We start from the raw sequence: 13,997 nt of genomic DNA on the forward strand, positions 1-13,997 counted from the left end.
AAATTACCGTTGTAGCCCTGCGGTTTTTCCGGCCCCAACAACAACTCCAGCTCACCGTTTTCGCCGACCAGTAAACTTGAGCTGTCCAAGCTGCCAAAGCCCGTGCGACTGCCCGGCGCCAACTCCCGCAGGTCGCCCGTGTCGCCAGCCATCGGCCCGCTGTGCACTTCAAAAATCAGATACTGAGGAGCCAGGGCCCCCGTATTAGCGCGCGCCTGACCGCGCCAGTGCCGGTTGTCCGCCAACTGCGCCTGCACCCGGTAATACTGGCGACCATCGATGGGCGCATAGAAATATATGGCGTCGGCATTGTCGATGGTCGATTTGTTGTACACCGAAATGCCGTTGCGAAAGGCGGGAAAATCGACATCTTCATGAAAGGCCCTTTCCACGGCACTGTGCATAAACCCGGACAGATAACGATAGCCCTCGGCCAGAGTGCGGTCGTCAGCTTGCGGGGGGCAGTACTGCCGCTGATCAATCGCATCGCGTGCCAGCTGCAAGTCGGCCATAAAACTGTCCCAGGCTTCCCGCAACAGCGCCTGACTTTGTTCCACCGGCGGGCATTGATTCACATCGCTCATCACAATCTTCTCCTGTCATTAAGTCGCCGACTTGCCGCCAGCGCACATGGCCGTCGTGTGCCGGCAAGCGCCGTTAGGGCCCAACGGATTTCACCAGGTCGCTGCGGCGACTCAGGCGCGGCCACTGATACTCATCAAACAACTCGGACAATTCACCCTCTATGTCGTCAACCGACACGGCATAGTCATCGATGTTGTAAGTGAAACGAGACTGGTGGTTGCGCTCCCGGTCTTGCTGAGCGCGCAGGTAGGCGTCGAATGACGGAGACACCGTCAGCCCCAGCGCAGCATAGACCTCATGCACGGTATCGCGCGGCTCAGCAACCAGCTTGCGGTAATCGACGAAGACCGCTTGATCGTGCCCTGCCAATACCTCTCGGGGGTGACGAATCGACTCAAATGAAATTTCCGTCATCACCCGCAGGGACTCGCGATATTGCTCAGGCTGCCAGCCCCGCCCCTTCCAACTCAGCTCCAGCAGGCGCAATGTGCTGGGGATACACTCATTGGGGTTGCGCAACATGACCACAAAGCGGGCATCGGGAAAGGTCTCTTGCAGCGCCGCCACCCAACCGCACATCAATGGGTTTTTGCTCAGATGCGTGCGCTCGCCACCATTGAGCAGTAGTTGGCGCTTCACACACTCACGGTAATGGTGCAGCCACCGGCGGCGCTTTTTGTCCGACATTTGGTCAAGGTGAAATAAATCGATCTTGTCCATCATGGGCACATCGAGCGCCCATTGCTGAGTGACAAAAGCGGCGCGCATCACAAACTGATCTTCCTCGGCATTCCATAAACTCATGTGGTGAATATGGCGCGTAGGGCCGAAGGTTTTGTCGTCCCAGCGCTGCAGACGTGTTAAACAGGGGCTGCCCAGCAGGGCGTCCAAACGCCCCAGGGCACGGATCAGTTTCTTTTGCAGCAGTGACGGGAAAAACAGCTCCCAATACAAAAAATAACTAAATTGATTACCGTCGGCAGCCAACAGCCGATGCGCTAAGGTGGTGCCACTGCGCGCGTGACCAATAATAAATACCGGCCGCTCGACGGTCTGGCGCCACAGGCGCGGAAAAAACACATAGTCGAGCAGAAAACACAGGGCGTGAAAGGCACTGACCAGTGGCACAACCAGCAGCAGGCGAAATAACATGCCCCGCTTACCCGGCCACTGCTTTAGGGACCAGACATGGCGCAGCACGCGAAAGTAATAAGCGATATCGAAGTACACGGGAGGGGCTCCTAATCTGCCGAGAGAACTGACAGACTAGGCTAGCCAGCCAACCTTAAACAACTGGCATTTCAGTCGCCACAACAAGCTTGCAACATATTGATTTAAAATAATTTAATAGAGAAACTTAAGCGCAAGCCAGCAGCACTTATATTTTTGTGAGCCCCACATTATGGCCGACAAAGCACCGCCTCGCGCCCGCAAGCGCCCCAAACAGAGCCGCTCGCAATTTACCGTCAGCGCGATCCAGCAGGCCTGTCTGCAAATCCTGCACAACGAGGGCGCCGACAAATTGACCACCCAGCACATCGCCGACGTCGCCGGCGTCAATATCGCCTCGCTGTATCAATATTTTCCCTGCAAGGAGGCGATACTGTCAGACATTTACGACGCGGCACTAGATGACTTGGCGCAGTTAGCCAGCCAGCGCTTCGGCGAGATTCAAGCACAGGCGAGTTCGTCGCTGCGCGACGGTCTGGCGGCCATTATCGATATGGAGTGCGAACAACTGCTGGCGCTGCAAAAATTGGAGCCGGCGTTTTTTCAGGAGTATCAACAAGACTTCGACGTTCACCAGCGGATCGACCAGCTGACCCAGTCGCTGAACAACCCCTCCTGGGAAGCCTGGCTGGACAATTGGCTGAGCGAACAGGGCTGCGGCGGCAACCCGGCGCTGCGCGGCCTATTGCTGCGCCAAACCCTGCAAGGCAATTTGCGCATCGCCCTGCAACAACGCCCCGAACTGTTAGCTGACGACGCATTCCGCGAGGAACTGCTGCAGTTACTACTCGCCTATCTACAGGGCCATTGAAGCGCGCAGCCCTGCCGCTCGCTAGCGTCTCTCAACGCGCGCGAGCGGCAATGCGGCGGTATTCCCGATACTGGGGCGTCCAGAAATTGCGCTCGATATCCGCGCGCAGCTCCTCATCACTGCGCTCAACCGCCAAGCCCTGAGCCATCGCCACGCTGGCTACGGCAAAGGCGATGGCCTTGCTCAGCGCCGCCAATTCAGTCAGCGGCGGCAGCAGCACATTGCGGCGCTGGTGATGGGCACTGGCGGCCTCGGCCAAGCAGCGGCTGGCAGCCATCAGCATCTCATCGCTGACACGACTCGCCTTGCTGGCCACCACGCCCAGACCAATGCCGGGAAAAATATAACTGTTGTTGCACTGCGAAATCTCATAGCGCTCGCCCGCATAATCCACCGCGGCAAAGGGACTGCCGGTGGCAACAATCGCCTGACCATCCGTCCACTGCAGTATCTGCTCGGGCCGCGCTTCCACATGGCGGGAGGGGTTGCTCAGCGGCAATACGATCGGCTGGGCACAGCGACTATGCAGCTGGCGAATCACCTCTTCAGTAAACAAGCCCGGCTTGCCCGATACGCCGATCAACACGCCGACATCGACGTTGCTCACCACATCTAACAAGCTGGGGTAGTCGCCAGCACCACAGCGCCACTGTGAATACACCGCCGCGGGCTGCGCCAGCGCCGCCTGAAAATCCAGCAAGCCGTCCATGCCCTGACTCACTAGGCCAAAGCGGTCGACCATATACAGCTGCGAGCGCGCCTCTGCGTCGCTGAGTCCCTCTTCCACCATTGCCCGGATCAGCTGCTCGGCGATACCACAGCCCGCCGAACCGGCGCCCACAAAGACAATGTTCTGATCGCGCAGGCGCTCACCTTTGCGCTGACAGGCCGACAACACCGTGCCGAGCGTGACCGCCGCCGTGCCCTGGATATCGTCATTGAAACAACACACATTGTCTTTATGGCGCTGCAAAATCGGCATGGCATTGGGCTGGGCAAAATCTTCAAACTGTATCAACACCCCCGGCCAGCGCCGCTGCGCCGCCTCGATAAACTGGTCGACAAAGGCGTCGTACTCCTCGCGGCCAATACGCGGGTGACGCATGCCCATATACATGGGGTCGTCTAGCAAAGTTTGATTATTGGTGCCCACATCCAATACCACTGGCAGGGTATAGGCCGGACTGATGCCGCCACAGGCGGTGTACAGCGACAGCTTGCCGATCGGAATGCCCATGCCGCCAATCCCCTGGTCTCCCAGCCCCAACACCCGTTCGCCGTCGGTGACCACCAGTACTTTGACCCGGTCCTTGCTGACGCTGTGCAGAATATCGTCCATGTAATCGCGATCTTCGTAAGACACAAAAATGCCCCGCGCGCTGCGATAAATATCGGAAAAATGTTCACAGGCCTCGCCCACCGTCGGCGTATAAATAATCGGCAGCATTTCTTCAAGGTGGTCATTGAGGAGGCGGTAAAACAAGGTCTCGTTGTTGTCCTGCACGGCGCGCAGATAAATATGCTTGTTGATCGGCTCATCAAAGCTGCAGTACTGCAAATACGCCCGCTCGACCTGCTCGTCGATGTTCTCATAGCGCGGCGGCAACAAGCCCATCAAATTAAAACTGCGGCGTTCGTCCTCAGTAAACGCCGAGCCCTTGTTCAGCAGGGGCGTCTCCAGCAGCATCGGACCGGCGTAGGCAATATACAGGGGCTTATCGGAATTCATGCAACACTCTTTAATAAACGGGAAGGGGCAAGATCGCCGGCGCGACACATTCTACATATGAATGGCGCCAATCACAAAATAAATAACACAAGCAGCGGCGGGCCTGCCGCGCATAGTAGCAAAGTCCACCGCCCCCAGCAGCGCCTCGCAGCTGGCATCGCGCAATGCACTGCAAACTGCGAAAAGCGTCGGACGACAGCCCGAAAAACAACAAAAAACCCAAAATTTTCAATACATTACGAAAAAGGCACAGTGTTTGCTCCAGTCCTAGTAGGCCCAACTGCAAACATGAGAACGCGGACAATGAGAGACCTTGATAAATACCCCAACCCCGTCGAGTCGGCGAGAATTCTCTTGGTTGAGGACAGCCGCCTAGAGCTGTACCGCCTAGAGGCGCTACTCAAAGGCTTTCAATTTGACACCATCAGCTGCAGCCAACCCAGTGACGCCCTGCAAATTCTCTTGGCAGAACATATCGATATTGTGCTCTGCGACTGGCGAATGCCCGATATGAGCGGCCTTGAACTCTGCAAAACCATTAACCGCAGCCCGGCAATGGGCGATCCCTATTTCATTATGCTTACCGGTCGCCGCGAACGCAGCGACGTCATTGCCGCCATCGATGCCGGCGCCGATGACTTTATTAGCAAACCCGCAGCCGGTGAAGAATTACGCGCACGCCTACAGGCCGGACTGCGGCGCCTCGAACGCGAACGGGTGTTACTCGAGAGACGCAGAAGGCTGGTCAACTACGTTCAATAGATACACCGCCAGGGCCTCGCGCTGCCCAGCACTCAACTCAAACTGCGGCATCGGTGGCGTCGGGCTGACAAAGAAATCCGCTAACTCAGCCACTGAGTAGCGCGCCGTCAAGTTAGTGAGCGGTCGCATGCCCTGTTGCCGGTGACAGCTGTCACAGCCGTGCTGGCCATACAAGGACTGCCCCAGGGCACTCAGCTCGGCAAGTCGCCCGACAGGATAGTTCGAGTCAGCGGGCTTGCCGCCACCTGCCACTGCCGGCCGGAGGACCTCGGCAGCGCCGCCGGCCCCTCGGCTGATACGATAAACTCGGCCACTGTAGTCATCGGAGACAAAAATACTGCCATCGCGGCTCTCAAGCACATCGACCGGCCGCCCGAGCAGCTGCCGCGACTGCAAAAAGCCACTGACAAAATCCCGCTCGACAATACTGCCGTCTGCCTGCCAGAGCAGCGACACCACCTTGTAACCCGCCGGCTCACTGCGGTTCCAAGAGCCGTGCAGTGCCACCAGTGCAGCCTTGCGGTAGCCCTCTCCCTGGTGGCGCAAAAACGTCATGCCCAGTGGCGCCTGATGTGCCCCAAACTCGTGAACGGGCGGGCGGTTATCAGGCAGCGCCGAGGGGCGGCGCGCCCCCCAGTCCGGGTCGGGGCGACGGGCATTGAAATAGGGCCAACCGTAAAACTCTCCCGCTTCGATACGATTCAGTTCACAGGGAGGGAAGTCGTCCCCCAATAGGTCGCGACCGTTATCTGTGGCATACAAAGCGCCGTCCCAAGGCGCCCAATCAAAACCTACACTGTTGCGCAGGCCGCGGGCGACAATCTCCAGACCGCTGCCATCGCCGCGCAGCCGCATCAGCGTCGCGCGCTGCGGGTCTGCCTCTTCACAGGCATTACAAGTGGAGCCCGAACTAAGATACAGCCAGCCATCGGGCCCAAAACCGATGGTCTTAGTCCAGTGATTTCCGGCGTCACCCAAGCCCTCGACAATGCGCTGGTAACGCCCGCGCGTCATGCCACTAAGCTCGTCAAAGGCAATTTTGCCCACTGCATTAGACTCGGCGACATACAGCCAGCCATCGTGCAAGGCCAGACCATGGGGGCGGCGCAATTCACTCAGCAGCACCCGCTGTTCATCAGCACGACCATCGCCATTGCCATCGCGACTGAGCAACAGGACTTCGCCACTGCGCGGCCGACTGATCAGCAAATCATCACCAGCGGTCATCGCCATAAAACGCACATTGCCCAAATCAGCCGCATAGACCTGCAGTTGGTAACCAGGCGCCAACTGCAATACCGGTAAATTTTCTGTCGAAGGGGCATCACTATAACCCACCGCTGCGTGCAGCAATGCCCGCGATGCTGCGGCCATGCCCGGCGAACCAAATTGGATCAGTGCGAACGGCAGCGCCAACAGCAGCAGCCCACACAACAGCAAGCCGGCCAACAACAGGGTAAGAAAACGTTTCAAAACAACTATCCTATAAAGGGGCCGCGACCACCTGAGCCACAACAGCCTAGGGCAAACGCGCCAACGATACCTCAACCAAATCCTGCAGTTCACGCAACACTACCGTAAACACCGACAAATCCTGATTCGCCGCCGTGTGCAGACTACTGATCGTCGTCTGATAACGAGCGAACCTAGTCGCATTATCAGCCTGCCAGGAACTGACTAACTCAGCCAGCGGCTGTGACGGGCTTGAACCGCGGCACAACAAGCCGATACTGAGCTGGCGCAGCAATGCTTCCAGGTTATCCACATAGGACTCTCGGGCCAAATCCTGCCAGCGGCCTTCCGGCTGCCAGGCAATCAGGCGCTGCAGCGCCCAGTCCATCTGCAAGGTATCGAGTAACGCAAACAATAACTCGCTAAAACGCAGCGGCGAACAATCAATGTCCAGAGCCGCATCAACGCAGCCGGGCAACAGGAAATACGCATCGAACGACGCGATCCGGGTTGCCAGCGAGGCCGGCACACCGGCCTCGGACCAACGCTGACACTGACTAACAAAATCCTCCGCCCAGCCATTGCACTGCAGGGCACCCAGGTTCGGCATCAACTCCTGGAAGGCCGGCTGCATGCGCGCAATCATCGCGGCGGGTTGCAGGGCGTGCTTATTGCGCAAAAACCACCGCGTACTGCGCCGACCGAGGCGCATAATCTGGTGGAATAGTTCGTACTGCAAGTCTGTCGCTATCACATAGTCCAGCGCCTCCACTTCGCGCCACAAGCGATCCAGCTCAAACAGTTCGACAATGGTCACAAAGGCGCGCGCGGTATCAGCCGCACTGGCACCCAGCGACAGATCCTGGCGCAGCGGGTAAGTAAAGCCCATGATATTGACCATTTCATTGGCCAGCTGCGTCGCGACAATTTCACGGCTCAAACGGTGCCCGCAGATCTGCTGTGCATAGCTCTCCCGCAATCGCGCAGGGAAGGCAGCATACACCCGCTCCTGCAACCAGGGGTCGTCAGCCGCACCAACCTCTAACAGCCCTTCCTTAAGTTCCACCTTGGCATAGGACACCAACAGCGCCAGCTCCGGACGCGTCCAGCTGCGCCCCTCACTGTACAACTCGTGAATACGCTCGTTGTCGGGCAAAAACTCCAGCTCGCGGTTCAGCGCGCCACTTTCTTCCAAGTGTTCGACAAAGCGCAGGTAATCGTGATGATGTTTATCGCGCTTAAAACGCGCCAGGCTGATCGCCAGGGTCTGCCGGTAACAGTTGTGCAACACCAGCTCGGCGACATCATCGGTCATATCGGCGAGCAGTTGATTGCGCTGCTTGACCGTAAGATCCTCTGATGCCAACTGTGTGTTGAGCAGGATTTTAATATTGACCTCATGATCCGAGCAGTCGACACCGGCGGCGTTATCGATGAAGTCAGTATTACAGATACCGCCATTTCGACAGTATTCCAAGCGCCCAAGCTGGGTCAGCCCCAGGTTGCCCCCTTCCCCAAACACCTTGCAGCGCAAATCGCGACCATTAACGCGCAGTGCGTCATTATTGCGGTCGCCGACATCGGCATGACTCTCTTCGGCGGCCTTCACATAGGTGCCAATTCCGCCATTCCAAATCAGATCGACCTCAGCTTGCAGCAAACGGCGAATCAAGGCATTGGGCGTCAATACGGCGTCTTCGCTAGCAATCATCTCGCGCAGCTGTGGCGACAGCGAAATCTGCTTGGCACTGCGTGAGAACACCCCACCGCCCTCGGAGATCAAGTCGCCATTGTAGTCAGCCCAGCTGGAGCGCGGACGCTCAAACAAACGCTTGCGCTCCAACCAGGCGACCTCGGCATCGGGCTCTGGATCAATAAAAATATGCAGGTGATTGAACGCCGCGCGCAGCTTCAGGGTCTTGGACAGCAGCATGCCATTGCCAAACACATCGCCGCCCATATCGCCGATACCGATCACCGTCACCGCATCGCGCTGCACATCGACGTCCAACTCGCGAAAATGGCGCTGCACCGCCACCCAGGCACCTCGCGCAGTAATCCCCATTGCCTTGTGGTCGTAGCCATTACTGCCACCCGAGGCAAAGGCGTCACCCAACCAAAACTTGCGATCAATAGCGATGTCGTTGGCAATGTCCGAGAAACTGGCGGTCCCCTTGTCTGCCGCCACCACCAAATAAGGGTCATCGTCGTCGCGGCACAACACCGACTCGGGATGTCGGATCACATCACCCTCACGGTTGTCACTGATATCCAGCAGACTGCCAATAAACAGTTTGTAGCAGGCCACGCCCTCAGCAAACACCTCTTCGCGACTTTCCAGATTCGCACTGCGACGCGCCACAAAACCGCCCTTGGCGCCAGTGGGCACGATCACCGCATTTTTAACCTGTTGCGCCTTAACCAGGCCCAACACTTCGGTGCGAAAATCTTCCAGCCGGTCTGACCAACGAATCCCCCCACGGGCCACCTTGCCGCCGCGCAGGTGGACCCCCTCCACCCGCGGCGAAAACACAAATACCTCATACTCGGGCCGCGGCTCCGGTGCAAAATCCAACTTCCGGGTACTGATCTTCAGGGCGATACATTCGCGGTATTCGCCCGCCTCGTTCTGCTGAAAAAAGTTACAGCGCAAGGTTGCTTCAATACAGGCTAGATACTGGCGCAACACCTGATCTTCATTGAGGTTTTGCACTTCTTCCAAAGCACTTAAAATGCCGCTGCGCAGCTTGGCCGCGCGCTCATCGCTGCGCTTCTGCGAAGCCCGCCGCGGGTCGAACAAGCAGCGGAACAGCGCCATCAGGTCGCGAGTGATATCGACATTGCTACACAATACCGAGGCAATGAAATCCATGCTGAGCAGCGTACCCAGCTGCTTCAGATAACGCGCATACGCTCGAATTAGCGCGACCGAGCGCCAGTCGAGGCGCGCACCAAGCACCAGACGGTTAAAACTGTCATTTTCCGCCTTCCCCAGCCAAACCGCGCGCAGCGCCTCCTGGTAACTGCTGCGCACCGTATCGAGATTGAGACGGCGACCACTCCCCAGCTGGTGCTCCAGAGTGAAGTCATGCATCCAGATTTCGCTATCATCCTGCGGCTTAATCAAATAGGGGTGCTCCACCAGCACCCGCGACCCCAGATTTTCTAACAGCGGAAGTATGTCCGATAGCTGTAGCGATTCTTCACGGTGAAATAACTTTAACCGTAGACTGCGATCAGCACTGCCAATTTCATGGAACAGACTAATACTGATATCACTGTCGTCACTGAGCTCGCGACACAGCTCAATATCACTCACCGCTAATGATGGCGAAAAACGATCGCGGTAGGCCGTGGAAAATGCCTCTTGATATTGCAGCGCCATCACCCTGCCCCGCTCCTCGCCCAGGCGCTCGACGCAAAGTTCGGCAAAACGCTGCACCCAGTCGTGAGTCAGCTCGACAATTTCCGCTTCCAGCGCTTCGCGATCCACATCGTGAAATTGCTGATTGCCCACCCTGAACACCAAGTGAATACGCGCCAATACCGACTCCGACAGAAATTGCGTAGACACCTCACAATCGCTACTGCCTATGGCCGCACCCAACAGGCGTTCTATTTGACGCTCCATTTTCACCGCTTCGCGGGGCAGGTAAACAATACAACTGACAAACTTTTCGAAGCGATCCACCCTCATAAATAACTTCACCGCGCGGCGCTCGTATATTTTCCAAATACCCAGCAAGGTCTCCAGCAGCGGGGCATTGTCGGCCTGAATAAGCTCGTCGCGCGGGTGGCGCTCGACAATTAGCGCAAAGGTTTTACCGTTGTGGCTGGCACCATCGAGCTGCGAACGCTCTTGCAGCCAATGGGCCTTACTGCGCAGCAAGGGCACGCGCTCCACCCCCTGGTAGTACATCCCGGCGGTATACAAACCCAGCACGCGGGTTTCACCAACGACCTCGCCACGGTCATTAAAGCGCTTGATCACGATGTAATCGGCATAGACATGGCGGTGGACGGTGGATTTTTGCGAGGTTTTAGTAAACGCCAGTGCCGGGCGCTGCCGGTAAAAATCGGCAAAGCCATCGCACAAGTCGTCCAAATCGGCTTCAGCGAGTGGCGCGCGCTTGCGCATCAAGCCTAGCTGGGCATCGCTGCATTCGGCGATATAAGTGCTGCCGCCCTCTCGGCGCAGCACAAAGTCCGACATTCCCAAGAAAGTAAAATTGCCGTCGCGCAACCACTGCAGAAAACTGGCCTCTTCATTGCCTTCGCCAACATGCCGCAAGCTTTCGGCGATACACTCCTCCAGCCGAGATAGCATCCGGGGAAAATCATCGACCACCAGCGTCACATCGGCAGTGGCGTCTTTCAAGGCCGACGTTAAATTGCCTAACTCCGCCCTGTCACTACTGGCATCCACCAGTATGTAGCCGATACTCTCGCATTGCGCACCGTCGCGCTGTTTTCCGGCAAAGGCCTCAATGTGTCCCTCGGCGCTGCGCCTCAGCCACATCAGGCTACTTTCAAACAGGTGGATATTGAGTTTGGAGCGATTGAGAGCGATGCGTAGGGAGTCGACCAAAAAAGGACGGTCTTTCTGGCAGTAATAGATAAGGGTGTGCTTGCTTAGCCAGCCGTCTGTTTCCAGGTCGGGGTTAAACACCTTAACGAGAGGGCTGTCGTGATGACGCTGAGCAACATAGCGAAACAGACCGTAAAACAACCCGAAATTGGCTTCGGGCTCCCAGTGTAGCTGGTCTTCGTCTGGATGAACGTGCATCACCTGATCGATAAACTGCCTGAACAGGCTTGCCTCATCACCAGCCAACTGCGCCGCAGCCACCCTTGCCACCCGCTTTAGCAGCTGCTGCCTCACACTGAGTTTTGTCATACCCCTGCTGCCCTGCTAATAGACCGCCTCCCCAGGCCGCCAACACTGTTGAGTCTAGCAGCTATATACCGGCCTGCTCGGCCCGTAGCAAAAGGCAAAACGCCGCACCGCTTGCGCGATGCGGCGCTGCCGCCGCAGGCATGCCTCCGCGCTAGTAGTCGCGAATGCGCACCCGCGTATTCCAGGCCTGGTGGGCCTGCTTGCCCTCGCGCCAGTGCTTGCCGGCACGGGAATGCCCATGGCGCTCCTCGCGATACTGGTACTGATGTTTGGCGGCCTTGCGATGACCTTTCACGTGATGCTTATCGCGCCAATGATGCTGCTCAGCACCGTAATAAGGGCGCTGGTGGTAACCGTGATGATCATCGTAGCGATGACCATCGCGATAGCCCTGCCGATAGCCTGAGTGGTAATAGCCACCACCCGGCGCACGGTGTCCGCAGTGAGCGTGATGTCGGTGGGGATGTGGGTAACGCGGCTCGGATTCGTGGGCGGCGTAGATCATCGCCGCCCCCAGCATTACCGCCACCGCGACCTCGGCATTGTCAGCCCGCGCTTGCTGGGGCGACATACTGAACGCCGCTATCAGCGCTGACGCCAAGGCCAGAGCGGCGGCGCGACGGGGCTTGCTTGCTACAACGTGACTGCTCATGGCGGTCTCCTCTTAGTGTCACTAAACCTTAGTGTCACTAAACCTTAGCCCCCCGCAACTGAACACCCGCTTAAGGGTTTGTCAGTCATGCCAATTACTTCTACTATGAGCCGTCACTGCCCCCGGATAAGTGAGCGCGATGTCGGCAACGCCTGCAACCCTGGTTTTTACTGTTGCCATCAACGGCTATCACTTGCTGTACCGCCGCAACATTGCCAGCCAGCGCGCCTACGCTCAGCGCCACGGCTACCACTATGTCGCGGTCACCCAGCCGATCTATTCACCTCTGGGCTGGGAGGTCGCCTGGCTAAAGCTCTATTTGGCCCGCCACGCCCTGCGCAGCGGCTACCAGCAACTGCTGTTCGTCGACGCCGACGCGGAGATCCGCAGCAGCTGTCCGCCACTGCGCGAGGTGTTAGACCAGCAGCACAGCATTTACGCGGCGCGTGGCTACAGCGGCAGGGTGAACTCCGGGGTGCTGTTGCTGCGACGCAGCGCCGCCAGCCTGCAGTTTCTCGACCGCGTCATCGCCGCACAGGGCCAAGCACTGCCCAGCGCCGACGACGTCGGCTGGGGAGAGAATGGCCATATTATTCAGGCCCTGCACCGTGAAACCGCATTCCGTGAATTGCCCCCCAGCTGGAACAATAACCACAGCCCGCTACTGGACGACTATATAAGACACTACAGCGCCGGCCCTCTGCGCCCCCTCTACCGCGCGCCCTGGCGCGACCGACTGCTGTTCAACACGCTGAAAACCGCCAACGCCCTGTACCGCCGCGCCGACCGTCGGCACCAAGGAAGCTCAGCGCGTGAGCAGCTCCAGGCACTGACCCGACAAAGCCTGCAGCATTATCCACGGCTCAGCGCACCACAAAACCTTCGCTAGCCCCCAGCGAGCGCGCGCAGCGGCGCAGCTCCCCCGCCCGGCAAGCAATCATGACAAAAAATTATAGTGTCAGCGCCTATATTATTTTTACACCATAGTGTAAAAATACCCGTAGGTTGACGATGATCAACTCTCAATCTCTATAACAATAATGACTGCCGCCCAGCGGCTAGCTAGAGAGGTGCCCCTTGACCAAGACCGCAAGACACGACCGCGTTCGCTCCGTGCAACGCCTCGGCCTTTTCGCCCTTGCCACCGTCTGCGCAACTAGCAACGCGCTGCACGCTGACGAGACAACACCCGCAGCAACTCAGAACAGGGCCGTTCTGGAAGAAGTCTTAGTCACCGCAAGGAAGCGCAGCGAAAGCATGCAGGACATCCCCATCGCCGTAACGGCAATCAGCGCCGAGTCGCTGCGCGAACGCGGCATCAGCAATACCAGCGAACTGACCAAGTCGGTACCCAGCCTGGAAATCCGCAAGGGTCAGGCCAACCAGATTTATATCCGCGGCATTGGCGAGCGCACCGGTTTCGCCCGGGTTGACCCCACCGTGGGGGTCTATCTGGACGACTTATTCCTGCCCCGCTCCGACGGCCAACTGCTCGACACCGTCGACATTGACAGCATTCAGGTGCTGCGCGGCCCACAGGGTACGCTGTTCGGCAAAAACACCACCGGCGGCGCCATGGTGGTCAGCCTGCGCAAACCCGACGACAGCAACGACGCCTATGTCGAAGTCGGCGTCGGCAACTACGCCCAGCGGCGCCTCAAAGCCGGCGTCAACGTGCCAATCAACGACCACTTTTACGCCAGTGCTGCCATTAACATCACCAAAGATGACGGCTATTCTGAGAACGTCGCCACCGGCGAAAACAGCCCGACCAATGACCGTCAGGCCCTGCTGGTGCAGACGCGCTGGCTGCCCAGCGAGCAATTCAGCCTCGACACCCAGGCCTTTCTCGGCAAAATCCGCGAGAATATGACGGGTA

At 58.0% G+C, this 13,997-nt stretch carries 9 protein-coding genes and 1 pseudogene; 4 read left to right on the plus strand and 6 right to left on the minus strand.

The window, feature by feature from the left end; all coding sequences use genetic code 11:
• Both ABYM29_RS11940 and ABYM29_RS11945 read right to left on the minus strand, forming a co-directional pair.
• A pseudogene (locus ABYM29_RS11940) lies at nucleotides 1–584 on the minus strand (hypothetical protein); the annotation flags it as partial.
• Nucleotides 585–657: 73 nt separating this feature from the next.
• Nucleotides 658–1,815: a sulfotransferase gene (locus ABYM29_RS11945; protein ID WP_372864996.1), complete on the minus strand. Its 1,158-nt coding sequence runs from the start codon at nucleotides 1,813–1,815 to the stop codon at nucleotides 658–660.
• Between the two features lie 172 nt (nucleotides 1,816–1,987).
• On the opposite strand from ABYM29_RS11945, the gene ABYM29_RS11950 reads away from it, so the two are divergent.
• Entirely contained in the window at nucleotides 1,988–2,626 is a 639-nt protein-coding gene (locus tag ABYM29_RS11950; RefSeq protein ID WP_372864997.1) for a TetR/AcrR family transcriptional regulator, read from the plus strand.
• A gap of 31 nt (nucleotides 2,627–2,657) precedes the next feature.
• Here ABYM29_RS11950 and ABYM29_RS11955 read toward each other — a convergent pair whose 3' ends face one another.
• The gene (locus ABYM29_RS11955; RefSeq protein ID WP_372864998.1) at nucleotides 2,658–4,355 is read right to left on the minus strand and encodes an NAD-dependent malic enzyme; all 1,698 of its coding nucleotides are present in this window, start codon (nucleotides 4,353–4,355) and stop codon (nucleotides 2,658–2,660) included.
• Between the two features lie 303 nt (nucleotides 4,356–4,658).
• Between ABYM29_RS11955 and ABYM29_RS11960 the strand changes: the two genes are divergently transcribed.
• Nucleotides 4,659–5,117: a PleD family two-component system response regulator gene (locus ABYM29_RS11960; protein WP_372864999.1), complete on the plus strand. Its 459-nt coding sequence runs from the start codon at nucleotides 4,659–4,661 to the stop codon at nucleotides 5,115–5,117.
• On the opposite strand, the gene ABYM29_RS11965 is transcribed toward ABYM29_RS11960, so the two are convergent.
• The 3 genes from ABYM29_RS11965 to ABYM29_RS11975 form a co-directional block, all read right to left on the minus strand.
• Nucleotides 5,076–6,590 carry a sorbosone dehydrogenase family protein gene (locus tag ABYM29_RS11965; RefSeq protein ID WP_372865000.1) on the minus strand — a complete coding sequence of 505 codons (1,515 nt, stop codon included), beginning with the start codon at nucleotides 6,588–6,590 and terminating at the stop codon, nucleotides 5,076–5,078. The two genes, ABYM29_RS11960 and ABYM29_RS11965, sit on opposite strands and share 42 nt — an antisense overlap.
• 46 nt (nucleotides 6,591–6,636) lie before the next feature.
• Nucleotides 6,637–11,466 carry an NAD-glutamate dehydrogenase gene (locus ABYM29_RS11970; RefSeq protein ID WP_372865001.1) on the minus strand — a complete coding sequence of 1,610 codons (4,830 nt, stop codon included), beginning with the start codon at nucleotides 11,464–11,466 and terminating at the stop codon, nucleotides 6,637–6,639.
• Nucleotides 11,467–11,617: 151 nt separating this feature from the next.
• Nucleotides 11,618–12,118, minus strand: a complete 501-nt coding sequence (locus ABYM29_RS11975) for a hypothetical protein (RefSeq protein WP_372865002.1) — start codon at nucleotides 12,116–12,118, stop codon at nucleotides 11,618–11,620.
• A gap of 139 nt (nucleotides 12,119–12,257) precedes the next feature.
• On the opposite strand from ABYM29_RS11975, the gene ABYM29_RS11980 reads away from it, so the two are divergent.
• Together ABYM29_RS11980 and ABYM29_RS11985 are read left to right on the plus strand one after the other, a co-directional pair.
• Nucleotides 12,258–13,007 carry a hypothetical protein gene (locus ABYM29_RS11980; RefSeq protein WP_372865003.1) on the plus strand — a complete coding sequence of 250 codons (750 nt, stop codon included), beginning with the start codon at nucleotides 12,258–12,260 and terminating at the stop codon, nucleotides 13,005–13,007.
• A gap of 368 nt (nucleotides 13,008–13,375) precedes the next feature.
• On the plus strand, nucleotides 13,376–13,997 hold a 622-nt coding region (locus ABYM29_RS11985; protein ID WP_372865004.1), incomplete at its 3' end, for a TonB-dependent receptor plug domain-containing protein.

Source organism: Spongiibacter sp., assembly GCF_041602295.1.
Lineage (GTDB): Bacteria > Pseudomonadota > Gammaproteobacteria > Pseudomonadales > Spongiibacteraceae > Spongiibacter.

What these genes read in the sequence shown, in the direction of transcription:
- ABYM29_RS11970 (WP_372865001.1), bottom strand. Translation starts at nt 11,466, where the DNA reads ATGACAAAACTCAGTGTGAGGCAGCAGCTGCTAAAGCGGGTGGCAAGG.
- ABYM29_RS11975 (WP_372865002.1), bottom strand. Translation starts at nt 12,118, where the DNA reads ATGAGCAGTCACGTTGTAGCAAGCAAGCCCCGTCGCGCCGCCGCTCTG.
- ABYM29_RS11955 (WP_372864998.1), bottom strand. Translation starts at nt 4,355, where the DNA reads ATGAATTCCGATAAGCCCCTGTATATTGCCTACGCCGGTCCGATGCTG.
- ABYM29_RS11950 (WP_372864997.1), top strand. Translation starts at nt 1,988, where the DNA reads ATGGCCGACAAAGCACCGCCTCGCGCCCGCAAGCGCCCCAAACAGAGC.
- ABYM29_RS11980 (WP_372865003.1), top strand. Translation starts at nt 12,258, where the DNA reads ATGTCGGCAACGCCTGCAACCCTGGTTTTTACTGTTGCCATCAACGGC.
- ABYM29_RS11960 (WP_372864999.1), top strand. Translation starts at nt 4,659, where the DNA reads ATGAGAGACCTTGATAAATACCCCAACCCCGTCGAGTCGGCGAGAATT.